Source organism: Buttiauxella sp. AC142, from assembly GCF_979253435.1.
In genome coordinates this window covers 367,823-394,622 of the sequence record NZ_CEEDCH010000001.1, presented here as the reverse complement: position 1 = coordinate 394,622, position 26,800 = coordinate 367,823, and the positions used below count along the sequence as shown (strand labels likewise).

Genomic DNA, 26,800 nt, shown 5'->3' with positions numbered 1-26,800 from the left:
TTTTCCCATCGTCGGGCAGGGCATTCATATCGTGCCGATAAGGAGTGTTATTTATGCAAGTTACAATCCTGTCTGTACTGCATCCGCAGGTTGTTACAGCCATCGTTCACGGCGGCAGCGCCGTTATCCCGCTGCCATCCTATTTGTTGTGGGCTCCACGCCCGGCAGGAGGCTCATATGGGCATCCATGAAACACAGGAATACATCCAGTCTTCATCACCTTCAGCCGCCAGCAGCACAGTAAGCTATGCCTCGCTTGCCAGCTATGTATTGGGCGGTATTGGCGACAACGTGATCTGCACCATGATTGTTACCTTCCTGATGCTCTACTACACCGATTATGTCGGCATCCCTGCCGCCACCGTCGGCACGATATTCCTCCTCACCCGTATCTGGGACACCTTTTCCGACCTCGTCTGGGGCTGGATATTCGATAACACGCATACCCGGTTCGGGCGTTTTCGCCCATGGCTGTTGTACAGCGGTATCGTCTGCGCCCTGGCACTGGTCGCCACATATTCCGTCCCACAGATGGGCATGAGTGCCACCATCGCCTGGGCTGCTATCACCTACTTTTTACTCAGCACCTCGTATACCGCATTTGATGTGCCCTACTGGTCGCTCGCCACCGTCATCACCCGGAACCCGGAAAGCCGTAATCGGGTAGTGGTGGCGACCCGCATCGGCGGCACCTGCGGTTCATGGCTGGCAAGCGTGGTGACACTGCCGTTACTGGCGCTGCTTGCGAACAACTGGAGCCAGGTGGCAATGATTTACGCCGTGTTTTTCCTGGCCTGTGCGCTGGTGAATTTTATCGGGGTGCGCGAACTGCCTGTCCCGCCGCCCAAAGAGAGCACCCTGCACTCGTGGCGGGTGTACCCGGAGCTGCTGCGCCACAACCGCCCGCTGATAATACTGATGGGTTTCTGGTTCCTGCTGAATTTCGTACTGGCCTCCCGTTCAGGATTCTGCCTCTATTACTTTAAATACCTGGTCAAAAGCGATGCGGCCATGACCTCCTACCTCGGCGCTTCCACGCTGGCCGCCATGGCAGGTGCTGCGCTGACACCGCTACTGGTGAACCGTACTGACCGCAGACTCACCAGTTGCATGACCTGCGCCATGGCTGGCCTGCTGTGTATGCTGACGTTCTTTACGACAGATGTGCCAGTCTGGCTTGCCGTAACGCTCAACAGCCTGCCACACCTGTTATTCGGCGTACTCGGGGTGCTGCTCGGCACCCTGTTGCCGGACGTGGCGGCCTGGCATGAGTATCACCATCACCGCCAGGCGGGCGGCATGATTTTCTCCCTCAATTTGTTTCAGCTTAAGTTTTCCGGGGCCATCGGCGGGGCAGCTACCGGTTTTGTACTCGGGCTGATTCATTATGTGCCCAATGTCTCGCAGGCAGGCGTCACCCTTTCCGGCATTAACGCTTCATTTACGCTCATTCCGGGCCTGATTTTACTGGTCTGTCCGCTGATCCTGCTGCGCTACCCCCTGACGTTTACAGAGAACCGCCGGATTGCCGACGCCCTGCGCCTGCGCGACAGCCAGGAGGTGTCATCATGACGATTCATGCAGGCAGCATCGCCCGTGAAGTGCGTTTCCCGCTCGGCGGTATCGGTACCGGCTGCATCAGCCTTGCCGGAAATGGCCATCTCACGGACGTGGAAATCTTTAACCATCCCGACAAGGGTTACCATCACGGTTACACTCATTTTGCGGTGAAAGCGGAACGTAACGGCGCGCTGGTTGATGCCCGCGTACTTCAGGGCGACTGGCAAGGCAATGCCTGCGGCCAGTGGCAGATACACGACCGGCTGCGCAAGCGCCATACCGGCTACGGCGTCGGCCCGGACGGTGAGACGCTGGCAGGGATGCCGCACTTCGCCTCCTGCGAATTTGACGGCGAGTTCCCGATGGCACAGGCGTCATTTGGCGACCCGGCATTTCCGGGCAACGTTACCATGCTGGCGTTTAACCCCTTTATTCCCTGTGATGAGGATAATTCCTCACTGCCGCTGGCGTGGTTTGAGCTGGCGGTGGAGAACACCACAGACGCAGCGCTGGATTACACCCTGTGCCTGAGCCTGTGCAACGGGCTTGCACCGGACAGCACCGTGAACCGGCACGATATACGCGAAGGCCGCCATGTGGTGACACTGGAACAGAGCCATTACCCGCCTGACGACCCACGTTATGCCGAACTGGCGATGACCACCGACGCGCAGGACGTAAGCTGGCAGACGTATGGGTACCGCGGGGACTGGTTCGACAGCATGACAATGTTCTGGCGCGATTTCTGCGGATATACACGCCTGCCGGAACGGGAGTATGCACAGAGTCAGCCCCGCTTTGCCGACCACGCCTCGCTGGCAGCGCACCTGCACCTGGCTGCCGGGGAACGGGGCCGTGTACGTTTCTGGCTGGGCTGGTACTGCCCGGTGACGTACAACTACTGGACACGCTGGCGCGACCGGAGTACGCAGGAACTGGTGCGCTATGAGGATTATCAGGGCCAAAAAACCTGGCGTAACCATTACGCCACCCGCTTTACGGACGTGAATGCCGTGCTGGATTACACAGTAAACCATGCGGAGTTCCTGTTTGGCCGGACACAGGCGTTTCACGACGCGCTGCACGACAGCAGCCTGCCGGAGAGCGTGCGCGATGCCGTCTCTGCGAACCTTTCAGTACTGAAATCCTCCACTTGCCTGCGGCTGGAAGATGGCAGCCTGTGGGGCTGGGAAGGCGTGCTGGAAGACATCGGCTGCTGCGAAGGCTCCTGCACCCACGTCTGGCACTACGCTCTGGCGCTGCCCTGGCTGTTCCCGCGCCTTTCCCGGTCAATGCGCGACCTGAATCAGCAATATAACCTGCGCCCCTCCGGCAGTCTGCGTTTCCGGCTGCGCCTGCCGCCGGGCGACGACCCGTTTGAGTTCCGGGCCTGCACCGACGGCCAGTTTGGCGAAGTGCTGGCGATTTACCGCGACTGGCAGTTGTGCGGTGATAGGGTCTGGCTGGAAGAGAAGTGGCCTGCCGTGCGCGACATGCTGCGTTTTGCCTGGAGTGAGCATAATCCGGACCAGTGGGACCCGGAACAGCGTGGCGTGCTGACCGGACGCCAGCACCACACGCTGGATATGGAGCTATTCGGTCCGAACCCGTGGCTCACCGGGCTGTATATCGCCGCGTTGGAGGCAGGCTGCGCGATGGCAAATCACCTCGGGCACCGTGATGACGCGATGCTATGGCATAACATTGCCCGCCGGGGACGGGTAACTCTGCGGGAGAGGCTGTTTAACGGGGAATATTTTCAGCAGGTCATTGACCTGGCTGACCGGGAAACGCTGGCCGCCTGGCGCACATCGGAGGAATCCGCCGACTACGGCTTATCCGGTGACGTGTGGCAACAGTACTGGTGTAAAGAAAATCACCAGTTGAAATACCAGTTCGGCAGCGGCTGCCATATCGACCAGCTTATGGGGCAGTGGTTCACCTGGCTGTACAGCCTGCCACCGGTGTTTGACACTGACCAGGCACAACAGGCACTGCACGCTTTGTGGCAACACAATTTTGTCCACGCCCGCCATCATACCAACCCCTGCCGTCTGTACGGCATCAATGATGAACAAGGCGTGTGCATCTGTAGCTGGCCCGCAGGCGATATACCCGCCATTCCGGTGCCCTATGCCCAGGAGATGATGTCCGGGTTTGAGTACCAGCTTGCCGCCCTGATGGTCGCCAGCGGTATGACCACCGAAGGCGAAGCCATCACCCGCGCCATCCGTGACCGCTACCGGGGCGATAACCGTAATCCGTGGAACGAAATGGAGTGCGGCAGCCACTACGCCCGCTCGATGGCCAGTTACGGCCTGCTGCTGGCATACAGCGGCGTCCACTACAGCGCGGATGCCCGCAGCCTCTCTTTCCACCCGGCGCTCGCGCTGGCCTACCACCATTACTTCTGGTCGGCGGAAGGCGCGTGGGGCACTGTCAGTGCCAGTACATACACCTGTACGCTGAGTATCCATCACGGCACGCTCCGGCTGGAGTGGTTTGGATGGCCGTTCACTGGCCTGGTGTGGCGCATCACGCTCAACGGCGAAGCACTGAAGGCCGAAGAAGACCGCCGTCACATGCTCCATTTTCCGCAGGGTATCACCCTGAATGAAGGCGACTGTCTGCGTATTCTTCTGCAGGATACTCGGCTGACCAATACAGAGGAGGAAACAGAATGTCTGACTCACCCGTAACAGTTCTGATTGTCGGGGCTGGCGCACGCGGGGAAATTTACGCCCGCTACGCGCTGGAACAACCGACACGAATGCAGGTGGTGGCAGTGGCAGAGCCTCGCACTGAGTACCGCCTCCAGCTCGCCGCACACCATGCCATCCCGCCTGAGCGCATCTGGCACGACTGGCGCGATGCGCTGGCCTGTGGGCGGGTGGCCGATGCGGTATTTATCTGTACGCCGGATAACGAACATATCGCTCCGGCGCTGGCGTTTGCGCATCAGGGCTATGACATATTGCTAGAAAAACCGCTGTCGCCGCAGGAGGATGAGTGCCGGGAGATTGTACGGGTTGCGCAGGCGAACGGCATTCTGTTCGCCGTCGCCCATGTACTGCGCTACACGCACTACACGCAGGCACTGAAAACGCTACTGGCAGACAAGGCCATCGGCGAACTTATCAGCCTTCAGCATCTGGAGCCGGTAGGATGGTGGCATCAAGCCCACTCGTTTGTACGTGGCAACTGGCGTAACACGGAGGAGGCAGCCTTTATGCTACTGGCAAAATCCTGCCACGATATCGACTGGATACAGTATGTGATGGACTCGCCCTGTGAGGCCGTGTCTTCTTTTGGGAATCTCAGCCACTTCTGCCCGGAAAACCAACCCGCAGATGCAGCGGCACGCTGTACTGAATGTGCCCCTGCGACGGAAGCCGCATGCCCGTATTCGGCGCTGAAAATCTATACCGGCGAGTCGCCCTTCTGTACGCCAGGTTTTCTATCCGTCCTGACGCCAGACCCGACGCCGGAAAACCTCCTCAACGCGCTGAAAACCGGCCCTTACGGGCGTTGCGTGTACCGCTGCGACAACAACGTAGTGGACCACCAGGTGGTGAATATGCAATTTGCAGGTGGCAAAACTGCCAGCTTCACCATGACCGCCTTTACCCCGATGGCTGAACGCCAGACACGGTTATTTGGCAGTCACGGTTATATCGACGGTGACGGACGCTTTCTGAAAGTGCTCCGTTTTGCCACGAACCAGGAAACGGTATACGACACCCAGGCGAATACCCCCAGCACGCAGCTCGCCGGACACAGCGGCGGCGACCTGGCACTGGTCGCCCGGTTTATCGATGCCGTCAGCCAGCACTCACCCGGTTATATCCTCTCCGGCCCGCAGGCCACGCTGCAAAGCCACCGCATAGTATTTGCGGCGGAACAATCGCGGCGAGAAGGAAGAACAGTGTACCTGAAGTAGCGGACGGGAATTATTCACAGACAGTATTGAATTTCATAATGCCTGAGCAGTAAAAAAACCTTACACCTGCGGCATTGCCCGTTGCCGCAGGTAGTTATGTTTATCTCCCTTCAACGTCTTTTGATTGTGCTAATTCTGGGTTCGCTTCCGGCGCAGGCCATCACCACGCCGGAAATCGCCGCCTCAGCTCTTACGCCTGAGTGTGTGAAATATCGGGTGGTCGGCGTCTGTTACTGGTTGTACTGCACGCCGTTTGGCTGCTCGGTGCGCACCTCGGTGAAAGTGCGCCATTTCCGCCCGGATCTGGTGGTATCGGCCTACAGCGTCACCGGGCAAAATCCGTGGACGGAGATGTCGCCGCTAAGCCCACCGCTACCCGGTGTCGCTGAACAGGGAGGCGATACCAATCCCCGCGCCGTCGGCCAGCACAGCAAAGTGCGGTTTAAGAATGCTGATGCGATTGGCTTTCCTGCCGGTGATGCGCTGGCAAAGTTCTTCTCGCAGTTTGGCTATGTCTGCGCCCCCTCCTCACAGCCATTTCTCCCCTACTTTCTCAGCACGCTGGATGCACTCGCCTGGCGCAGCGGTGTACCGGAAATGTTTTATCCGGAGGCGTTGACGCCAGGACTGCGCGAAGTCAGCAAAGATGGCGATATGTGGGGCAATATCTATCCGCGAGCCGGAGCGCTCAGTCAGACACACGATTACAAAGCAGGCGCGGTCGTCGCCCAACGCGTGGCCGATCTGATAACGCGTAGCGGCCAGTCACATGTTTATATTCCGTTAACCGCCTCCGCTCACGATGGCTACTGGCCACCGGATCCGGTTACAGAAGGCAACAGCAGTAACCATCAGTGGCAAATGCTTGTCCCCAAAAAATCCGCCGCCTGCGCCATCTTCCCGGATGGTTCTGTCACCGATTCTTACGCCGATAAGTTGGCGGAAGATGGCGCGTATACCTGGACGCTGTGGCGGCCCTACAAATGCTGCCCGCGTCGTGGGCAGACTTTTCTTGGCAGCAGCGGAGGTTAACTATGCGCCCGGTACTCTGTCTTTTATTTGTCACCTTTCTCGCCCCGGCAGCCGACAAATATCAATATAAGCAACAGGGGGCGATCAGCGACTGGATGTATTACCGCATCGGCGGTGGTACCGCCATATCGCCCCCACCAACCCGGCGCAACACCTTCCCACTGGCGGCAGGCGTAAGCTGGAACAGCGACCTGATGTGCGGCAATTTCGACATTGATACCACGGTGCGCAACCAGCTAAACGGCGTGACGGACGGCTTCCAGCAACTGATGGGCGAGGTTATCGAAAGCGCCACCAGTGCGGTCGCCAGCCTGCCCGCGATGGTTATCCAGCGCGCCAATCCTCAGCTCTACGATCTGTTGACCAACGGCGTGCTTCAGGGGCGACTCGATTTCGATAAGTCACTGCTAAGCTGCCAGAAGATGGCAGGCAAAATGACCGATTACGCGCTCGGCCCGGCATGGACGCAGAGCGCACAGGCAGAGAATTATCAGGGAATTGCCGCCAGCGAGAAGGACGCCGTTCGCGCCGAACAACGCGCTACCGAAGAAGCGGCAGAGAAAGGCAAGCGCTGGGTGGGTGGCGAACGTCGTGGCGGCAAAGGCCAGCCGCCCATTAAGCTGGTACGCGATACCACAGTTGCCGGTTACAACCTGCTCAATAACCGTAGCGCAACCAGTACCAGCACTGTATCCGGCAGTGACTGTCAGGGTGAGCTGTGCCAGGTGTGGAGCAAACCCGACGACGCCGCGCAGTGGCTGACGCGGGTGGTTGGCGAGCAGACGATTAACGTCGCCCCGGATAACGATCAATCCGGCGATACCAGCCAGCAAAGCGGCGCACAGTCCGGCGTCGGGCTGACGCCGCTGATTCAGGAAGAACAGGATAAGATCCAGCCGCTGATTATCGATATGGTGAACCGCAACCAGCCCGTTAACGATGACACGCTGGCGCAGGCCAGCGGCGGCGAACTGCATCTGACGCGCGGGGTGATTGAGGCACTGCGCGACGATCCCGATGCGGCGGTGCTTATCCAACGGCTCTCCGGCGAACTGGCGCTCTCCCGCGTGATGGAGCAGGCGCTGATGGCACGGCGCACGCTGCTGGCGGGAATGCGCGAACCCAATATCTCCGGCGAGAAAGAGGCGCAGACCGCGCTGACCCAGACCTCCGCCCAGCTCGACCAGGAACTGTCACAGCTTAAGCTGGAACTGGATATGCGCCAGGCACTGGCGGATAACGCCGCACTCGCCATCCTCGAACGCCAGACCATGCGGGCGAAAACCAAAGGCCAGGCAGTCGGCGTGGAGGACGATACCGACAAGCGGATGAATGATCTGAACAAAGCCAACAGTGGAGAGACGCCATGAAACGGCTGATGTTCTCTGGCACTCTGCTGCTGACCTGCCGCATGGTGCTGTACACGCTGGTTTGCGGAGTCGGATGGCATCTGTATCGACACTTTCCACCGCACCGCCCGGCGATCCGCCGTATCGCGCTGATGTTCATCGTGCTGATTGTGCTTAATGAAATCGTGCCGGAGGTATTCCGGTGACGACCAACAGCTATCTGGAATATTTTCTGACGCTGCTCGGCTGGGTGGTTAATAACGGGCTGTGGGAGGCGATCAGCGCCACCGGGCTGTTCGCCCTGCCGTTGCTGATTAAGCTGCTGGCGCTATGGCTACAGGCCAGAGGTCAGGGAGCGGATGAAGGCAACAAAGCCGCGCTGTCCCTGATATGGACCGAGCACCTGATGTACACCTCACTGCTGGTGATTATGTTCACCTGCGTGCCGCTGCTGAATATCGACCTCGATACCATCAAATACGACACCACGCGTTCGAAACAGTGCGGTATGTCGGTGCTACAGCCAGCCGACACTGGCTATCAGCCCATCATCAACGAACTGGGCGGCAAAACCGCCGCCGTCCCGGTCTGGTGGTACTTTATTCATGCGATCAGCAAAGGCGTCACCAACGCAACAGTTGCTACTCTGCCCTGCCAGCCCGACCTGCGTCAGCTTCGCTTTGAGGTGCAGCACATCCGGATTAGGGATCCGGCGCTGGCGCAGGAAGTGCGGGATTTTGTTGAAGAGTGTTATGCCCCTTCCCGCGCCCGATTGAAGCTTCGCGCCGGAGAACTGGACAAAGACACCAGTGATGATACCGCCTGGCTGGGATCATCGTACTTTCTCAACATGGCTGGTTACTACGATACCGACCATGCACTTTCACCGCACAGCGCCTGGCCGTATAGCGCATCACGCGATGCAGGGCTGGCCGATACGGGTGCCGGTGGTTACCCCACCTGTAAACAGTGGTGGACTGACGACGCCATTGGGCTGAAGGCCCGGCTCCTGCAACTCCCGGCACCCGATATCTGGACGGCATTTAAGAAAATCGGCCAGCCGCAGGCGTTGTATGAAGAGGCCGTGCTGCGCTCGCTGGTCAGTGAGCGCAATATGCAGGTGTCGCAAAACGGGCGCGTTTACCCCGGCTACGGCGGCAATGTTGAAGGCACAATGGCAAATGCTGCTACCCGTCTGGCATCAACTACCGGCAACCTGCTGGGCAGCATCGTCGCCTTCCCGGCGTTCGACAGCGTACGCCAGGCACTGCCAATGGTACAAGCACTGCTACAAATGGCGCTGGTTATCTGCATTCCGCTGATAACACTCTGTTCAGCGTGGGATATAAAGGCAGTGATGACGCTGACATTTGTGCAGTTCGCGCTGTTCTTCCTCACCTTCTGGTGGGAACTGGCGCGGTGGCTTGATAGCTGGCTACTGGATGTGCTCTATAATAGCGATGCCCACAGTAGCTGGAACCTGGCCGGGATCCAGAATACGCAAGATGACGTGATTATTAACCTGGTGATGGGGTCGATGTTTCTGGTGCTGCCGACGTTCTGGTTGGGTGCGATGACATGGGCTGGAGTGAAGGTTGGCGTGGCGGTGAATGGGGCACTGGCGGGTGGAGTTAAGGTGGCGCAGGATAGTGGGGGTAAGGCAGGGGGGATGATTGTGAAGTGATTAATCAACTTCACTTTCCTACACACATATAAAATGTAATGAAATGTCGCTTTTATTGAAAAAATGCATTCCCAATTTTTATGTATAACCCCACCAAACACCCGTGACATCTGATTTCCTAATGATTTTTTGCGCTATCTTTAACCATTTCTGTTTAATTTAAGACCAAAGCATTAACTAAGATTATGATCTATATGGATTAACATCGTTGAACATTGGTTGAATGTTGTTCATAATCCCTTCAAAAGGTCTGGGGATGGCCATGACCTCAGGGCGGTAGCGTGACCAAAGTTTATATCCATACCAACCAATTTTATTTAAAATATCAACTTATTCTAGTTAGTTCAAAGAAGGTATCAAATTGATAGTTATAGATTTTTTTTGTGGCTGTGGCGGAGCTAGTGAAGGGCTACGTCAGGCCGGCTTTGATATCGAGCTTGGATTAGATATTGACCCACAAGCATCAGAAACGTTTAAAGCTAACTTCCCTGATGCAAAATTCATCCAAGATGATATTAGAAAAATAGAGCCTAAAGATATCTCTGAAATCATTGATATTCAAGCTAAACGGCCTTTGTTGCTGAGTGCATGTGCGCCATGTCAACCATTTTCGCAACAGAATAAAAATAAAACCAGTGATGACTCAAGAAGAAATCTACTAAATGAAACTCATCGTTTTATTAAAGAACTCCTTCCTGAATATATTATGCTTGAGAATGTTCCTGGAATGCAAAAAATTGATGAAGAAAAAGAAGGTCCATTTCAGGAGTTTATTAAACTACTTAAAGAATTAGAGTATAACTATATATCTTTTATAGCCAATTCTGAGAATTATGGGATCCCCCAGAGAAGAAAAAGGCTCGTACTCTTAGCCAGCCGAGTAGGTGAAGTTACGCCACCTGAAATAACTCATGGTAAAAATAAAATTCCATTCAAAACTGTACGGGATTATATCCAAGACTTCAAAAAATTATGTTCAGGAGAAACTGATCCCAAAGATCCTTTACATAGAGCAGGAACACTAACCCCTCTTAACCTAAAAAGAATTATGCACACTCCAGAGGGGGGGGATAGAAGAAACTGGCCAGAAGAGTTAGTAAATAAATGCCATAAAAATTATGATGGCCATACAGACACTTATGGAAGAATGAGTTGGGATAGGCCTGCGCCTACACTTACGACGAAATGTAATAGTTACTCCAATGGTCGTTTTGGGCATCCGGATCCCAATCAACATAGAGCAATCAGCATAAGAGAAGCATCAAGATTACAAACATTTCCTTTAAGTTATGTTTTTAAAGGTTCGCTGAACTCAATGGCAAAGCAAATCGGCAACGCTGTACCTTGCGAGCTTGCTAGACTATTTGGGCTACATCTCATAGAAAATTGTACTAATAAGGATTCATAGATATATGGCTAAAATAAAAACAAAAGCCCGAGCTTTGGACATGCTTGGCAGACAACAAATTGCTGGTATACCTACTGCCTTAAGTGAGTTATTTAAAAATGCTCACGATGCTTATGCTGATAATGTTGAAGTTGATTTTTTCAGGAAAGAAAATCTTCTTATCCTGAGAGATGATGGTTTAGGCATGACAGCTGATGAATTTGAAGAGAGATGGTTAACAATTGGTACCTCTAGCAAATTAATTGACGAAGATGCCATCGATAAACCTGTGATAGACAGAAATAAAACTTTCCGCCCTATCATGGGAGAGAAAGGTATAGGTCGTTTATCTATTGCAGCAATTGGGCCACAGGTGCTAGTTCTTACTAGAGCCAAAAGGAACGATGATCTAAAACCTCTAGTTGCTGCATTTGTTAACTGGAGTCTATTTACAATTCCTTCACTTGATCTTGATGATATAGATATACCAATCAGAACTATTAATAATGGTGAGTTTCTAAGTAAATCAATTCTTGATGAAATGCTTACACAAGCAAGAAAAAACGTAGATTCATTATCACACAAAATATCAAAAACAAAAATATCTCAAATAAACACACAATTATCACTTTTCGACTTTGACCCTATTATATGGGAAAGAAAATTGGGCGGTTTAAAGCTCTCTGAAAACGGGCATGGAACTCACTTCATTATCAAACCCACTGATGAGATATTAATTGATGATATCTCACCAAACGAAAGTAGTAGAATGACAGAACAGTCTTCTCGATTAGAAAAAGCTTTACTAGGTTTCACTAACACAATGTATAGTGATTCAAACCCTCCAATTATAGCTCGCTTTAGAGATTATTTAGAGGATGGTGAATGTATTGATAGAATTAGTGAATCCATTTTTTTCACACCACAAGAATTCAATATTGCAGATCATCATATTGAGGGATATTTTAACGAATTTGGTCAATTCAGTGGCAGTGTCTCTGTTTATGGAGAAAAACCGATCCAGCATGTTGTCACATGGAAAAGCAATAACCAACTTACTCAATGTGGACCATTTAAAATAAAATTAGCATATATTCATGGCCGATTACGTGACTCACGCTTACCCGCTGAATTATGGACTCCATTGAAAGAGAAAACTGATCGATATGGTGGTCTATATATTTATAGAGATGGGCTAAGAATTTTACCATATGGAGACTCAAATACAGATTTTCTAAAAATAGAACAGCGAAGATCAATGTCAGCCTCAGAATACTTTTTCTCATATCGACGCCTGTTTGGAGCAATAGAATTAACAAAAGAAAACAATGCTTCGTTAGTCGAAAAGGCTGGGCGAGAAGGATTCATTGAAAATAAGCCATATAAGCAGTTTAAAGAAATGCTTGAAAATTTCTTTATCGAAATAGCAAGAGACTTCTTTAGAGATGATGGAGACATGTCTGAATTATTTGTTGAGACAAAGCAGCGTAGAAATGAAGAACATGATCTGTTGTCTAAAAGATCCAAACAAACTAAAGCTAAAAAAGACAGATTAAAGAAAGATCTGTATGATTTTTTCGATAAGTTGGATAACGATCACTGGAATATTGAAATAAATAAACTAATAAATAAAAATGAAGAATATTTTTCCAGTACAGAAATAACAGATGCAAACATAGATTATGTATATAATAAAATTAAAGAACAAAATGATACTGTCATAAAGAATCTACGTACTTCTTTAGATATAAGGAAACCGTCTGGAGTTGGATTAACAAAAGAGTTATCTAACTTATGGGATAGATATCAAATAGAAAGACAAAAAATATTGTCATTATTAAATGAACTAAAAGATAACGTTGATAGAAAGCTTATAGAATTAGATAATAAAAATAATGATTTTCTCAACTTACGGAAGAGACTTGAGGATTCTTTGAATCTACAACAAAGTTACTACGGCAAAGAACTAGCTAAACTATATAATGATGCAAAAAATGCTTTGAAAGACGTTCAATCTAAAACAAATAAGCTAATCTCTGATAATAAGAAAAAACATAAAAGTGAGCTAAAAAATATTTCTTATGAGTTCCAATCAACTAATCTCAATGGCAAAGATACTGCGTATATATTGGATGTCAAAAGAAATCTAGAAAGTAAAATTGAGAATACTTCAAATGAGGTCATTAATGAAATAAAAAAACTAACTGACCAAATTGCTATAATTAGCGATAGTACTACTCCAGAAAATTTATCATCAGCTCAAGTAACCGAAGCAATCGAAACTGAACTTGAACATTTACGAGACCAACAAGCAAATAACGCCGAGTTAATACTACTTGGCATGGCTCTTTCCGTAGTACATCATGAATTTAATGGTAATATAAGAGCAATTAGAAGCGCGCTTAGAGAATTGAAAGCATGGGCAGATAGAAGCCCTAAGCTTGATATTATCTATCAGAAAATCAGAACTAGTTTTGATCATCTGGATGGTTATTTAAAAACCTTTACACCATTAACAAGGCGCTTAAGTCGATCTAAAACGAATATAACTGGAACTGCTATTTTAGAGTTTATCAGAGATGTATTCGATGATCGTTTTGAGAAAGAAGGAATTGAGCTTTTCACTACCTCTAAATTTGTTAGTCAAGAAGTTGTAACTTACACATCAACTATTTATCCTGTCTTTATAAATCTAATTGATAATGCAATATACTGGCTTGGAAAAACAACTGGAGAAAAAAGACTTATACTTGATGCTACTAACACAGGCTTTATTATTGGTGATACTGGCCCTGGGGTTTCAACCAGAGATCGAGATATAATATTTGATATGGGATTTACAAGAAAAACAGGAGGTCGTGGAATGGGATTGTTCATTTCGAAAGAATGTTTATCCCGAGATGGGTTTAGTATAAAATTGGATGATTATACACCGGATCAAGGTGCCTTCTTTATTATTGAACCATCAGAAGAAACAAGTGAATAACGGGTATAAATAAATGACAAGCTCTACTGATTTTCATAAACTTTCTGAAGACTGCGTTCGCCGTTTTTTACATTCTGTAGTTGCTGTAGATGACAATATGTCTTTTGGAGCAGGTAGCGATACTTTCCCTACAGATGAAGATATTGATGCTTTAATTGATCCCGACGATGAACCTATACAGACAATAACACCATTAGCATTCCAAGGGGTAGAATCAACTAAATCAAAAGCAAAGATAAAAAACCATCCTTTTGATTACCAGGCTCTAGCAGAAGCTTTCGCCAAAGATGGTATTGCTTGTTGTGGATTATTAGCTAAGAGCTTTAATGTTGAAGAAAGAGATATAATTACAGCATCATCCCGCAAAGCAGATATAACAATACTTGACTGGGATATGCAAAGCGATAGTGGGCAATTTGCTATTGAAATAATAAAGTCGATTATCGTGTCAGATATAAACTCTGGTGGACGATTACGTCTTCTTTCTATTTATACCGGTGAACATGTTACTGCGGTTATAACCAAGCTGAACAATGAGTTAAAGAAAACATATTGTAGCGTAATAAAAAATGATGATAGTATTTTTATTGAAGATAACTATGCACTCGAACAATGGTGTATAGTTGTTATTAGTAAAGACGTTTTTGAAAAAGACCTTCCAGATGTGTTAATAAGAAAATTCACTAATCTTACAGCTGGATTGTTATCCAACGCCGCACTTTCGTGCATTTCTGAAATAAGAGAAAAAACCCATGGGATATTAACAAAGTATAATAATAAATTAGACACTGCATACGTCTCCCATATTTTAAATTTAATGAACTCCAGAGAATCAAGGCCATATGCTTATGAGAATGCTCATGATTATGCGGTAGATTTAATTTCTGAAGAAATAAGATCAACATTACAAATAAGTGAAAATCTGAAGAAATCTTTAAGCAAAGATTCCTTATCCCACTGGCCTATTTTTCACTATACAAAAAATGGTCGCAAGAATTTTCTATTAACCGGAAAAAAACAAAAAGGCTTATCGGTAGAACATCTAAGTAATATACTCTCTGCTGATTCTTTAGAAGAAATTCAACATGCTATTGAACGCGCGCCTTTAGGTAAAAAGGAATACTTAAGCCAAGATGGGGAAGAAGATAAAAAATTAATGCAATTATGTTCCCTCGAAATCACTCGTAGGAATTTAAGATATCATTCTAATATAGATAATGTTTCCTTAAAACAAGGAACTTTACTTTTAGATAATGATAATATGGTGTATTTATGTATTCAACCATTATGTGATAGTGTTAGGTTACATGAAAAAGCTAATTTTTTATTCATTAAAGGTACTATCGACGAAGATAACTATAATTTACTAATTGAGAATGCCAATGGCGGTTTCTTCAAGATAAAAATGCCAGCAAAAGCCTCTAATATAGTTTCATTTACTTTCCTTGTTGAACATGGGAAAGGAGTAATAATCGGAAGAAAAAATGATCCTGAACACCTTGGACAAATATCATTTTATTCATTACCTATTACAGATACATCACCCTCTAAAGTATTAAAATGGATTGGGGAAATAAAAACGACCCATGCACAAAAAATAACAACAGATATCGTTGGAAATCTTTCAAGAATTGGTCTGGATCAACATGAATGGCTACGAGTAAAATCAAAAGACATATAAATTAAACTCATGCCGTTAATTTAGTTGAAATTGACGGCATTTCTTTGATTGTCAGATAAGTTATATGTAATATAATATTTCTAATAAAACATGGAATGTATTTTTATTAATAATGTGATTGCTTAATTTTAACGGATTAGGTTTGCAACTCCATGAGTATTAACTCCCAATAAAATATGCTCATTCGTTAATCCATTACTCTATTTACCAAAATAACGGTACCTCAATATATCATCGCAATAAAGTACTCGTTCTAATTCAAGTACTGAAAAATTCATTAGTTCCACCCCACGTTTACTACAAATCGAATCAAGCTTATCATATAGGGTTGCATCAATAGGTGCCGATGTCATCACCCCAAATCCCTGAGCATCGTAACGATCCAGCATATCCCCAACATCAACTAACTTTGTAGCCGATAATGATTTCGAGTTTGTTATCAATTTACATTGAAAAATCCATTTACGAGGCAATACACCTGCGCTTTTCGGAATATCATACACTTCAATGTCTCTCCCTCCATCCCGAGAGCGAGATTTACCATATTTTCTTATAGTATCAGCATTAAATCTTGGGTGATTAAAAATAATATCATAACAAAGCTGCTCAAATTCCTCATCAGAAAGAGAGCCCCATTTATAAGCAATACTATCCGGGAGATCAATGTTTTTAGAGAGAGTTGATAATATGTTTTTAAACTTATCACGGACATTTTTTATTGTCTCTATCGAAAGTATTTCGGTGTCATATAAAACATGCCAAAATTTTCCATCATGTACAGAAACCATTGTTCCATCATGATCTATCATACACTTACTAATATTCTTAGTTGGCATATAAGTATTATCAAAAGTGGAGTGCTTCTTACCTGATATATGTCCATCAGACCAATCGAATTCATCTGGAGGCCAACACTCTTCATCTTCATCATCACCAACAAACATTGTAAGACTGCTACAAAGCCTTGAATTAAGATATTGTTTCATAGGGAAATATACAACTAGGCCATCCGCCAATACATAAGATGTATCATTTGCTACTAGTATTTCTGCTGGTAATAATTTTTCAGTACGGTACTTTTGACCAGTGACTTCAAAGAAGTAATTAAGATTTAAATTTCCGGGAATTAACCAACCTCTACTTGACATATAGCAGTCATTATCCAATCTGTTACTGAAGAAACTCCGCCAATAGCCTAACTTCCTCTCAGGGTGTTTTTTTACCTCATCAAAATATAGCTCAGGTGACTCCGATAGCATTTCGCAATAAGCACCTTCGATTAAATTCGCATAATAATCATCAGCAATTTCTGGTAGTCGAATAGAATAACTGTCCAATTCAAGTTCAAAATCCAAGACCTTATCACGTACAGATTGGTAAAAATCATAATTACCATCATCACCTCGACAATATAAAACAACACATTCTTCGATGGCAATTTTTATACTAATGGTTGGTTGGTAAAGCATTAAACATAAGCGAGTTTTATGCACTTCAGAGAGATAATCATAGACCACGTTTGCAGCCTTAGCCTCTGATGCCAATCTTTCACCAACCCATAATGCTTCTAAATAATCATCACTAATATCCATATAGGAATTTGTGACACCAATACTTTCTAGTGGAATGTATACCTTTAGAACATCCTCTTTCTCTATATCCAGATCAAAAATGTCCTCAACTTCCATTTTGCCAAGATCAAGCTCTAGCATTTCAAAATAACCCTAATCAATTCTTAAAAGACTCTTAAAATAGAGTTATCATGTTTAAAATAGAGCCGCAACCAAAACCTTTAGTTTTAGCCTCTCCCGACGTGGTTCACCTTTTCATCAGCTCTGTAACTTTCAGAGTTATAAACGCAACACGTGATTTCCCTATCATCAACGTGACGGCCAGCAATTGCCTCTTCCTCATGACACATTGCTACGGCCCACTGAACAATACGTCGGCTGGCATCGTAAGCAGATCTTCAAAACCTGAGACCGTAAGCTTCATAGGTATCATCAATTGCCCAATATGCTTTATCCCCTCCGGAGGATAAATTGCCTTTAACCCCTATAGCTGATAACCCCTGCGCACCAAAGTGGATTCCAGAATAACGACTCCCAAACTCTCGCCCTGAAAAACCAGACCCTTGATTATTATTAATACCGTATTAATCTGTACGAAGTTTCACCCGCAACCAGAGCCTTCAGGTTGCCACCTTCCCGGTGAGGCTCGCCTTTTCGTCCGCTCCGTATCATCCTCGCGGACAGCGCTTAGCGCCTGATACATCCTCTACCCCACCATGCAGGGAATCCCTCCCTGCCGGGCGGTGTTTCTCTGCTTTCATCACTGGAGAAACACTATGCTCACTTCACCTGAAGCAAAATCCTTATCGTTGTCCGTCTCATCTGAAGCATGGGAAAAAGTAGTCAGTTTTCCACCCGATCCTTCTCAGGAAGATGACCGCCTCGAAAACCTGATTGTCGCGACCATGCTGACATTCAAAAGCGCTGGCCCAGACCGTAAGAGTATCAATTTCGGTCTGTACTGCCTGCCCGCTGACGGCAGCAGCAATGTACCGCTGATGACGCCACTGCGCTTAACGCTTGAAGATAACCATCTTTCGGTTACCGCCCTTCATACCTGCTGATTGCCTCAGCTTCCTTTACTCCCCGTGCCGGGCGACTCCCGACCGGGAGCGCCGTACCCGGCTTCTTTATCATGAGGTTACGCTTATGAACAGAAGCAACGATCTTTACCAGAAAGTCACCGATGAAATTATCGCCGCGCTGGAGAAAGGCGTGATCCCCTGGGTTCGCCCGTGGCGGAAAGGGGAACCGGTGGTGCCGATGAATGCCTTATCTGGGCGGTTTTATCATGGCATCAACATTCCTCTGCTCTGGAACAGCGCTGAGCGACAGGGATATGAAAGCGATCGCTGGCTGACTTTCACCCAGATTCGCAATGCGGGTGGTAATGTTCGCAAAGGCGAAAAATCGACATTGGCCGTGTTCTATCTGCCCCAGCAGCGCGAGGTTGTGGACAGCAACGGGAGCACCGTTCTTGATGTTGACGGCAATCCTAAAGTGGCGTCTTACGCCGTGGTGCACGAGTTCCGGTTGTTCAACATCCAGCAATGCGAAGGACTGCCGGAAGCCTTCTCGCAACCGGTCGTGATGGTCAATGATCCCATTGCCGCCGCTGAGCAGGTTGCCCGGCAAAGTGCTGTGGTGATCACTCACCGACGCCAGAACCGGGCGTATTACTCGCCAGGGCGCGACTGCATCATCATGCCGCATCCTGAGCAGTTCACGTCGCGTGAAGATTATTACGGCACGCTACTACATGAACTGACGCATGCCACCGGGCACGCTTCACGGCTGAACCGGGACGGCATCACCGGTAGAGAACACACCTTTGGTGATCCGACGTATAGTTTCGAAGAGCTCATTGCCGAAATGGGATCTGCCTTCCTGTGCGCCCATGTCGGCATTCAGGCGAAACTACAACATGACAGCTACATCGCCTCGTGGCTGAAGGTGTTGCAGCAGGACAAACGGGCGATTTTCCGCGCCAGCGGATTAGCGCGTAATGCCTGCGAGTACCTGCTTGAACGAGCGCAGCAGCCGTTAGCGCTGAGCGCATGACCTTCATATCAACGGTGGAGCATCCCTGCTCTGCCGTTTTCTCCATTCCCATAAATTTGCGCGTCCCAATAAACAATTTCCCCCCGAACCTGACGGCACCAAAAGGCAAAATCCAAAAGGTTAAGGGGAAGAGAGTGAAGGGGTAACGGGTTTACCCGAAAAAGGAGCCATTATGCGGATATGGCTGACGCGCAAAAAACCAGAAACCACACCATCCGATGGCAAGCCAAGCGCCGCGGAGGGATGGCTATATCCCGAATCCGCTCAGACATTACTGACTGGTTCATCACGCCAGCAGCTGATCCAGTTTATTCGCCAAAGCACCGCACTCCCTGCCTCACTGTTTGAACGCTTCTGGCTGACGCCACTTCATTGTTTCGCAGAACTGGCGCAGTCGTTTCCGGCCTCGGAAAACCACCATCACGCTCATGCGGGCGGTCTGCTCGATCACAGCCTTGAAGTCGCTTGTTACGCCGCACGGCTGCGGCAGAGTTATCTTTTTCCGCCTGATGCAGCGCCGGAAGATCAGGCCGCTCAGTCCGAACGCTGGACGACGGTTATCATCTACGCCGCTTTACTGCACGATCTGGGCAAACTCGTCACTGATATTGAGGTGGAAGATGCCAGAGGGAAACGCTGGTTTCCATGGCATGGCCCGCTGACTCAGCCTTATCGGTTCCGCTATCTGCCGCAACGTAATTATCTGCGCCATCCGGCTGCCGCAGCGCTTCTGCTTGCACAACTTATCCCACCAGAAAGCCTCGACTGGCTCGCCGCTGATTCTGCTGCATTATCCACTCTGCTGCACTGCCTCAACGGACAGTATCAGTATGCCGGGCTGGCAGGTGAACTGGTGCAGAAAGCCGACCGGGCATCGGTGGCGTTTAATCTCGGTGGCGATCCGGTTAAGGCTATCCACCGCCCACAAACCTCGCTGCCGCAGCAAATTATCGCCGCCCTGCGCGACCTGCTGGCGCACACGTTCCGGCTCAATAACCCGAACGGCGGCTCTGACGGCTGGCTGACGGAAGAGGCGCTGTGGCTGGTCAGCAAGAACGCTGCCGATGCTGTGCGTGGCTGGTTGCTGCGCCAGGGTATTGACGCCGTACCGCAGCACAACGTGCGGCTGTTTGACGAGATGCAGGCGCATCAGCTAATCATCCCTTGTGAGGACAAAGCCATCTGGCGATGTCGGATTGAAGCCCGCGGTGGCTGGAGCAGTGAACTCACGTTATTACGCTTTTCCCCTTCGCTGATTTGGGAAAACCCACAGCAGCGACCAGCAATCTTCAGTGGAACCATCACGCCAGTAACGGAAGTCCTGAAAGAGACTGAAGCCGTTGTTGCAACTGATATCGTTGTAGAAAAACCATCCCCCACACCTGAACCAGACGACACGCTACTGTCGGGCGAAGCATTCTGGCAGTGGCTGGTTGATAACACCCGGGCGCAGCATTTGGAAGTGAACGAACCCAACGCCCGGATCCACACCGTCGCCGGGACGGCGTTTCTGGTAACGCCCGGCATTTTCAAACTCTGGTTGGACGCCTGCGGCCAGAATGTACCTGCGGAGCGCTGGCGGGAAGTACAGAAGGCATTTCAGAACCTGAATCTTCACCGAAAACGAAAAAACGGCCTCAACATCTGGCATTGCGCCGTTGTCGGTCCGCGCCGCAGCTCTCGTCTGAGGGGATATCTCCTTAACGACCCTGCGCCGCTTTTTGGAGATGACGTTCCCTTTAATAACCCTCATCTCTTGCTCAGTGAAGGAGAAGACACAAATGACCTTTGAAAAACTCCTGGAAGAGTACTTTTTTGCCCGTCTGCTACGCCCTGATACCCAGGACTGCTACCGCACGGCGGTAAACCAGTTTACTCGCTGGCGCAATGTACTGCCCGCCGAAGTGACGTCCCACATGGTACTGGAGTGGCGAAGTTACCTGCTAAATGTGCGCAGTATCAAGCCGGTAAGCTGGAATCACTATATGCGCCATATGCGAGCCTTGTATAACTTCGCGATTGAACAGGGGCTGCTGGAACAGTTCATCAATCCGTTCCAGAAAACTTCGCTACGGGAATCTCGCAGGAAAAAGAAAACCCTGACCCGCGAGCAAATCCTCATTTCACGCAAAGTTCTGAGTCACTTTATCGAACAGGAGAATACTCAGCCGGGCTATTGTTCGCCTCTGTATCCGGCCTGGTTCTGGCTGGCGATGGTCGAAACCTTTAACTACACCGCGATCCGTCTGAATCAGCTTATCCATCTGCGCGTCAGGGATATCGACCTGGTCTATGACACACTGTTTATTCAGAGTGAAGGCAGCAAAAGCCATGATGAGCACGTTGTTCCAATCGCCTCCCGGCTTCGGCCCTATCTGGAGCATTTACTTGCAGAAGCGGAAATAAAGGGAATGCGGGCTGGCGATCAGTTGTTCAACATCAACCGCTTCAGTCGGCGGACGTTACGGCAAGGCAAAGTAATGACGGAAAACCAGGTCAGTTATTTCTTTGCCAAACTGAGTGATGCCTGCCACAGCCGTTTTTCATCGCACCGCTACCGCCATACCGTGGCCACAGAATTAATGCAGAAACCGGAGCAAAATTTGTATGTCACGCAGAAACTGCTCGGCCACCGCGATATTAAGGTGACGCTCAGCTATATCGAACACAATGTCGAGATGCTCAGAAGTTGCGTGGAGAGAGATTGACAAAATAAGGAGTGAGTGAAAAGATCCGGCCCGAGGCTTTATAAACAAAAAAAGCCGGAGATGCGGCTATTTTGTAGTTGCCGTCAACGTCCAGCTTCATTGTACAACATACTGATTGTTGTAGGTTTTCAGACTACCCACATCGTTTTTGGTGCCGAAGGCCGGACTCGAACCGGCACGTATTTCTACGGTTGATTTTGAATCAACTGCGTCTACCGATTTCGCCACTTCGGCACGAAGAGGTATGCGGAAAACGTTGGGGATTATACCTGTCACAGACCGCCTTGCAAGCACCATTCTACCGATTACGTGCTAAGTGCTGAAAAAACCAGCGCATCATCAGTTGGTTGTACTCTTAAGCCTGTGCGGAAGCCAAATCACGGCACCAAAAGCCAACAAAATCTGCGGTGCTCACCACTGGTTTTCCCCATACATCGTGATAGTCTTTCAAACACACCCCGCCTTCGGAGATAGCACCCGTTTATGATACGCCTCGCTGTTATTGGAACTAACTGGATCACCCGTCAGTTCGTCGATGCTGCCCACGAAAGTGGCAAATATAAACTCACCGCGGTCTACTCCCGCTCGCTGGAACAGGCGCAAAGTTTTGCCAGCGACTATCCGGTAGAACATCTCTTTACCGATCTGAATGCGATGGCGAAGAGTGATGCCATTGATGCGGTGTACATCGCCAGCCCAAATTCTCTGCACTCCCCGCAAACGTTGTTGTTTCTCAGTCATAAAAAGCATGTGATTTGTGAGAAGCCCCTGGCGTCTAATTTGCGTGAAGTGGAAGCAGCGATTGCCTGCGCGCGTGAAAACCAGGTGGTTTTGTTCGAAGCGTTTAAAACGGCCAGCCTGCCGAACTTTATCGCCCTGCAACAGGCGTTGCCGAAAGTGGGCAAAATCCGCAAAGTGCTGCTCAACTATTGCCAGTATTCCTCGCGCTATCAGCGTTATCTCGATGGCGAGAACCCAAACACCTTTAATCCGGCGTTTTCCAACGGCTCGATTATGGATATCGGTTTTTATACGCTGGCCTCGGCGGTTGCGCTGTGGGGCGAACCGTATTCGGTTCACGCGACCGCAAGCCTGCTGGAAAGCGGTGTCGATGCGCACGGTTCGGTGCAGATGAATTACGGCGATTTTGATGTGAATCTGCTGCACTCGAAAGTGAGCGACTCAACTATCTCAAGCGAAATTCAGGGCGAAGGCGGTTCGCTGGTGATTGAGAAAATCTCTGAATGCCAGCGCATTACCTTTATTCCACGCGGCGGCAAACCGCAGGATCTGACGCTGCCACAGCATATTAATACTATGCTTTATGAAGCCGAAGTCTTTGCTCGTCTGGTCAATGACAACGAAGTGAATCATCCAGGTCTGGTGACATCGCGTTCTACTGCGGCATTGAGTACCGAGATCCGCGCACAAACCGGCGTGAAATTCCCGGCGGATGATGTCTCTGTACAGCAATCGGCGTAAAGGTGTGTAAAAGCGGGGTAGCAGCATGTTGACGGATTGTAGCATTCGTAATATTTTGTTACCCGCAAAGGGGAGTAACTTCATTGTCGGTTAATCGTCATTACGGTGTGAAAGCACCCGGTTACCGAGCAACGTTTAAAACGTTGTAAGTGAGACCTTGCCGGAAGGCGAGATCCCTGTTGCAAGCATTAGCGGCTGGCGTCTTCCGACGTTGGCCGTTTTTGTTTTTATAGGAATAATTTTTATGAATAGTGTCGGCACTCCATTACTGTGGGGCGGTTTTGCCGTCGTGGTCGTCATCATGCTGGCTATCGACCTCCTTCTTCAGGGACGTAAAGGCTCGCACACCATGTCCATGAAGCAGGCGGCCGTCTGGTCCCTGGTCTGGGTTTCGCTTTCGCTGCTGTTTAACGCAGCATTCTGGTGGTATCTCACCGGGACATCTGGCCGTGAAGTGGCAGACACACAAGCCCTCGCCTTCCTCACCGGCTATCTGATTGAAAAAGCGCTGGCGGTGGATAACGTCTTCGTCTGGCTGATGCTGTTCAGCTACTTCGCTGTTCCTGCTGCATTGCAGCGCCGCGTGCTGGTCTACGGCGTGCTGGGCGCGATTGTACTGCGTACCATTATGATCTTCGCGGGCAGCTGGTTGATTTCCCAGTTCGAATGGCTGCTGTATGTGTTCGGCGCGTTCTTGCTGTTCACCGGTATCAAAATGGCGCTGGCGAAAGAAGATGAAGGCGGCATTGGCGATAAACCGCTGGTGCGTTGGATTCGCAGCCACCTGCGTATGACGGATAAAATTGAAGGCGAGCACTTCTTTATTCGTAAGAACGGTATTTTGTTCGCAACGCCATTGCTGCTGGTGCTGATTCTGGTTGAACTGAGCGACGTGATTTTCGCGGTCGATAGTATTCCGGCAATCTTCGCGGTAACGACCGACCCGTTCATTGTGCTGACGTCGAACTTGTTTGCCATCCTCGGCTTGCGTGCGATGTACTTCTTGTTGGCTGGCGTGGCTGAACGCTTCTCCATGCTCAAGTACGGCCTGTCAATTATCCTGGTGTTCATCGGCGTGAAGATGATGATTGTCGATTTCTACCACATCCCAATCGCGATTTCGCTTGGCGTGGTGGGCGGTATTCTGGCGTTGACGTTAATTATTAACGCTATTGTGAACTACCGTAACGATCAGAAAAGACTGGCGAAATAATATTTTTTGTCGGATGACGCTATCGCTTATCCGACCTACGAAAAGCTTCATGACCCTGCCCTGGTGGCAGGGTTTTTCTTTTTATAGCATCCGCTGTGAGAAATGTTGCTAATGTCACGAATTTGTTAATTATTAGTTATAAAACCTAGCCTGCGTCGAAATAATCAGTGATTACTACTTACTACCCCGCGACATTTCCTTATACTCGACCAGGCAAACACATTTCTTTACATCCGGTCAGAAAAGTACCTCAGAGTACCGACACAGGATGGGACGACATACAACACAGGAAGGTTATTCATGGCTACACAATCTCCGGGTATTCTTAAACGCCTGGCACAAGGCAGTCTGGTAAAACAGATTCTCGTCGGTCTGGTGCTGGGTATCGCACTGGCGGCAATTTCAAAACCTGCGGCTATTGCTGTCGGCTTGCTCGGAACACTGTTCGTCGGCGCACTGAAGGCTGTCGCACCGGTGCTGGTTCTGATGCTAGTGATGGCGTCAATCGCCAACCATAAGCACGGCCAGAAAACTAGTATCCGTCCGATTCTGGTGCTCTATCTTCTGGGAACATTCACCGCCGCGCTAACCGCCGTGGTCGTGAGTTTCGTGTTCCCTTCTACCTTGCATCTGGTGACTGGCGCGACAGATATCACGCCACCGTCAGGCATTGTTGAGGTTCTGCGCGGCCTGTTGTTGAGCATGGTTTCCAACCCAATTGATGCTCTGCTGAAAGCCAACTACATCGGGATTCTGGTGTGGGCTGTAGGTTTGGGCTTCGCGCTACGTCACGGCAATGAAAGCACCAAAAACCTGATTAACGATGTTTCCGATGCGGTGACGTTCATCGTGAGAGTGGTGATTCGCTTTGCCCCAATCGGTATCTTCGGCCTGGTGGCATCAACACTTGCAACGACAGGCTTCGAAACGCTGTGGAGCTATGCGCAACTGCTGCTGGTGCTGGTTGGCTGTATGTTCGGCGTGGCGCTGCTCATCAACCCACTGCTGGTGTTCATCAAAATTCGCCGCAACCCGTACCCACTGGTGTTCGCTTGCCTGCGTGAGAGTGGCGTAACCGCCTTCTTCACACGTAGTTCTGCGGCCAACATTCCCGTGAACATGGCGCTGTGCGAGAAGCTGAATCTGGACCGTGATACCTATTCTGTATCCATCCCGTTAGGCGCAACCATCAACATGGCGGGCGCAGCAATCACCATTACCGTTCTGACTCTGGCGGCGGTGAATACTCTGGGCGTGCCGGTGGATTTACCAACCGCACTTCTGCTGAGCGTTGTGGCTTCATTGTGTGCTTGCGGAGCGTCTGGTGTGGCGGGGGGTTCTTTACTGCTGATCCCACTGGCGTGCGGCATGTTCGGTATTCCGAATGAGATTGCCATGCAGGTGGTTGCTGTCGGATTTATCATCGGCGTGTTGCAGGACTCTTGCGAAACCGCACTGAACTCCTCCACCGACGTGCTGTTTACCGCAGCGGCTTGCCAGGCTGAAGATGCACGCCTGGCGGACAATAATCCGTTACGCGGTTAATGCTCAAAGCTCCCTGTCTTGCGAGGCAGGGAGTTATCCCTCTTGTTGCTGCACTTCTTTTTCGACTTTAAACGGATCAATTCCTCGCCTCTGCATACGCCAGAAACGAATAATATTCAGGCCGTTCATCACCAGAAAACTCCCTTCGATTAACGTTCCGCCAATCGAGCCAAGCCAGAAGTTATGCGTTACCCAGCAAGCGGTAGAGCACCACATCACGCAGCGAGTGGTCAGCCCTTTGCAACGGAATAATGCCCAGGTACTGGCGACGGTGCCGAATATCGGCAGCAATTCCATGGCGTGGTTAAATTTAGATAGTCCCAACCCAAGCGTCAGCGCGATAAAAATCCCCATCACCCACAGACTACGAGTGCGCAGGGAAATTACGGTTCGGATTGCGTTAAGTTCCGCGCTCATGCCCGCCGGGCTTGCGCCCATCAAGAAGAAATGAATACCGATAATGGCGCTGTAACCCGCCAACTGTAACTTGAAGCGCCGTTCATCACGGTTAACGAACGTGGTAATACCAACCACAAAGGCGAGAACCCCGACGCCCTGGGCAACCCAATACGCGGTCATGACAAATCCTTGTGAGTAAACA

Annotated in this window: 20 protein-coding genes, 1 tRNA gene and 1 pseudogene; 19 read left to right on the top strand and 3 right to left on the bottom strand. The window is 49.5% G+C overall.

Translation table 11 applies throughout. The annotated features are described in order from the left end of the window. Window positions 1–53: 53 nt before the first annotated feature. The 11 genes from AC0IWZ_RS01790 (at window position 54) to AC0IWZ_RS01740 (ending at window position 15,619) form a co-directional block, all read left to right on the top strand. A complete protein-coding gene (locus AC0IWZ_RS01790) occupies window positions 54–191 on the top strand; it encodes a hypothetical protein (protein ID WP_471678294.1) in 138 nt (45 codons plus the stop codon). Continuing rightward, entirely contained in the window at window positions 178–1,572 is a 1,395-nt protein-coding gene (locus AC0IWZ_RS01785) for an MFS transporter (protein WP_471678295.1), read from the top strand. Before AC0IWZ_RS01790 ends, AC0IWZ_RS01785 begins: the two co-directional genes overlap by 14 nt. Next, window positions 1,569–4,259, top strand: a complete 2,691-nt coding sequence (locus tag AC0IWZ_RS01780) for a GH116 family glycosyl-hydrolase (RefSeq protein ID WP_471678296.1) — start codon at window positions 1,569–1,571, stop codon at window positions 4,257–4,259. The genes AC0IWZ_RS01785 and AC0IWZ_RS01780 overlap by 4 nt, the downstream gene beginning before the upstream one ends. Continuing rightward, window positions 4,241–5,500 carry a Gfo/Idh/MocA family protein gene (locus AC0IWZ_RS01775; RefSeq protein ID WP_471678297.1) on the top strand — a complete coding sequence of 420 codons (1,260 nt, stop codon included), beginning with the start codon at window positions 4,241–4,243 and terminating at the stop codon, window positions 5,498–5,500. Before AC0IWZ_RS01780 ends, AC0IWZ_RS01775 begins: the two co-directional genes overlap by 19 nt. 96 nt (window positions 5,501–5,596) lie before the next feature. Then, window positions 5,597–6,532, top strand: a complete 936-nt coding sequence (locus AC0IWZ_RS01770; RefSeq protein WP_471678298.1) for a TIGR03756 family integrating conjugative element protein — start codon at window positions 5,597–5,599, stop codon at window positions 6,530–6,532. Between the two features lie 2 nt (window positions 6,533–6,534). Continuing rightward, window positions 6,535–7,902, top strand: a complete 1,368-nt coding sequence (locus tag AC0IWZ_RS01765; protein WP_471678299.1) for an integrating conjugative element protein — start codon at window positions 6,535–6,537, stop codon at window positions 7,900–7,902. After that, window positions 7,899–8,087 (top strand): hypothetical protein, encoded by a 189-nt coding sequence (locus tag AC0IWZ_RS01760; protein WP_471678300.1) that lies wholly within the window; start codon window positions 7,899–7,901, stop codon window positions 8,085–8,087. The genes AC0IWZ_RS01765 and AC0IWZ_RS01760 overlap by 4 nt, the downstream gene beginning before the upstream one ends. Continuing rightward, on the top strand, window positions 8,084–9,565 hold the full coding sequence (locus tag AC0IWZ_RS01755) for a conjugal transfer protein TraG N-terminal domain-containing protein (protein ID WP_471678301.1): 1,482 nt from the start codon (window positions 8,084–8,086) through the stop codon (window positions 9,563–9,565). Before AC0IWZ_RS01760 ends, AC0IWZ_RS01755 begins: the two co-directional genes overlap by 4 nt. 361 nt (window positions 9,566–9,926) lie before the next feature. Next, window positions 9,927–10,973, top strand: a complete 1,047-nt coding sequence (locus tag AC0IWZ_RS01750) for a DNA cytosine methyltransferase (RefSeq protein ID WP_124023389.1) — start codon at window positions 9,927–9,929, stop codon at window positions 10,971–10,973. 4 nt (window positions 10,974–10,977) lie between these two features. Beyond that, on the top strand, window positions 10,978–13,938 hold the full coding sequence (locus tag AC0IWZ_RS01745) for an ATP-binding protein (RefSeq protein WP_471678302.1): 2,961 nt from the start codon (window positions 10,978–10,980) through the stop codon (window positions 13,936–13,938). A gap of 13 nt (window positions 13,939–13,951) precedes the next feature. Next, the gene (locus tag AC0IWZ_RS01740) at window positions 13,952–15,619 is read left to right on the top strand and encodes a response regulator receiver domain (protein WP_208646983.1); all 1,668 of its coding nucleotides are present in this window, start codon (window positions 13,952–13,954) and stop codon (window positions 15,617–15,619) included. Window positions 15,620–15,819: 200 nt separating this feature from the next. Here AC0IWZ_RS01740 and AC0IWZ_RS01735 read toward each other — a convergent pair whose 3' ends face one another. Further along, window positions 15,820–17,331, bottom strand: coding sequence for a hypothetical protein (locus tag AC0IWZ_RS01735; RefSeq protein WP_471678304.1), 1,512 nt, complete (start codon window positions 17,329–17,331; stop codon window positions 15,820–15,822). Window positions 17,332–17,494: 163 nt separating this feature from the next. On the opposite strand from AC0IWZ_RS01735, the pseudogene AC0IWZ_RS01730 reads away from it, so the two are divergent. The 5 genes and pseudogenes from AC0IWZ_RS01730 to AC0IWZ_RS01710 form a co-directional block, all read left to right on the top strand. Continuing rightward, window positions 17,495–17,599, top strand: a pseudogene (locus AC0IWZ_RS01730) (phosphorothioated DNA-binding restriction endonuclease); the annotation flags it as partial. Between the two features lie 367 nt (window positions 17,600–17,966). Further along, a complete protein-coding gene (locus AC0IWZ_RS01725) occupies window positions 17,967–18,254 on the top strand; it encodes a hypothetical protein (RefSeq protein WP_471678305.1) in 288 nt (95 codons plus the stop codon). Between the two features lie 85 nt (window positions 18,255–18,339). Beyond that, window positions 18,340–19,251 (top strand): ArdC family protein, encoded by a 912-nt coding sequence (locus tag AC0IWZ_RS01720; RefSeq protein WP_471678306.1) that lies wholly within the window; start codon window positions 18,340–18,342, stop codon window positions 19,249–19,251. Window positions 19,252–19,423: 172 nt separating this feature from the next. Next, a complete protein-coding gene (gene mobH, locus AC0IWZ_RS01715) occupies window positions 19,424–21,043 on the top strand; it encodes a MobH family relaxase (RefSeq protein ID WP_471678307.1) in 1,620 nt (539 codons plus the stop codon). Continuing rightward, window positions 21,033–21,959, top strand: a complete 927-nt coding sequence (locus AC0IWZ_RS01710; protein ID WP_471678308.1) for a tyrosine-type recombinase/integrase — start codon at window positions 21,033–21,035, stop codon at window positions 21,957–21,959. The genes mobH and AC0IWZ_RS01710 overlap by 11 nt, the downstream gene beginning before the upstream one ends. A gap of 149 nt (window positions 21,960–22,108) precedes the next feature. On the opposite strand, the gene AC0IWZ_RS01705 is transcribed toward AC0IWZ_RS01710, so the two are convergent. Next, window positions 22,109–22,193 (bottom strand) — tRNA-Leu (locus tag AC0IWZ_RS01705). A gap of 249 nt (window positions 22,194–22,442) precedes the next feature. On the opposite strand from AC0IWZ_RS01705, the gene AC0IWZ_RS01700 reads away from it, so the two are divergent. The 3 genes from AC0IWZ_RS01700 (at window position 22,443) to sstT (ending at window position 26,199) form a co-directional block, all read left to right on the top strand. After that, window positions 22,443–23,441, top strand: coding sequence for a Gfo/Idh/MocA family protein (locus AC0IWZ_RS01700; protein ID WP_471678309.1), 999 nt, complete (start codon window positions 22,443–22,445; stop codon window positions 23,439–23,441). A gap of 244 nt (window positions 23,442–23,685) precedes the next feature. Continuing rightward, complete coding sequence (locus tag AC0IWZ_RS01695; protein WP_034493062.1) at window positions 23,686–24,654, top strand: TerC family protein; 969 nt, start codon at window positions 23,686–23,688, stop codon at window positions 24,652–24,654. Between the two features lie 300 nt (window positions 24,655–24,954). After that, entirely contained in the window at window positions 24,955–26,199 is a 1,245-nt protein-coding gene (gene sstT / locus AC0IWZ_RS01690; protein ID WP_410373648.1) for a serine/threonine transporter SstT, read from the top strand. 33 nt (window positions 26,200–26,232) lie between these two features. Here sstT and AC0IWZ_RS01685 read toward each other — a convergent pair whose 3' ends face one another. Then, window positions 26,233–26,778: a YgjV family protein gene (locus AC0IWZ_RS01685; protein ID WP_034493058.1), complete on the bottom strand. Its 546-nt coding sequence runs from the start codon at window positions 26,776–26,778 to the stop codon at window positions 26,233–26,235. Window positions 26,779–26,800: the final 22 nt, after the last annotated feature.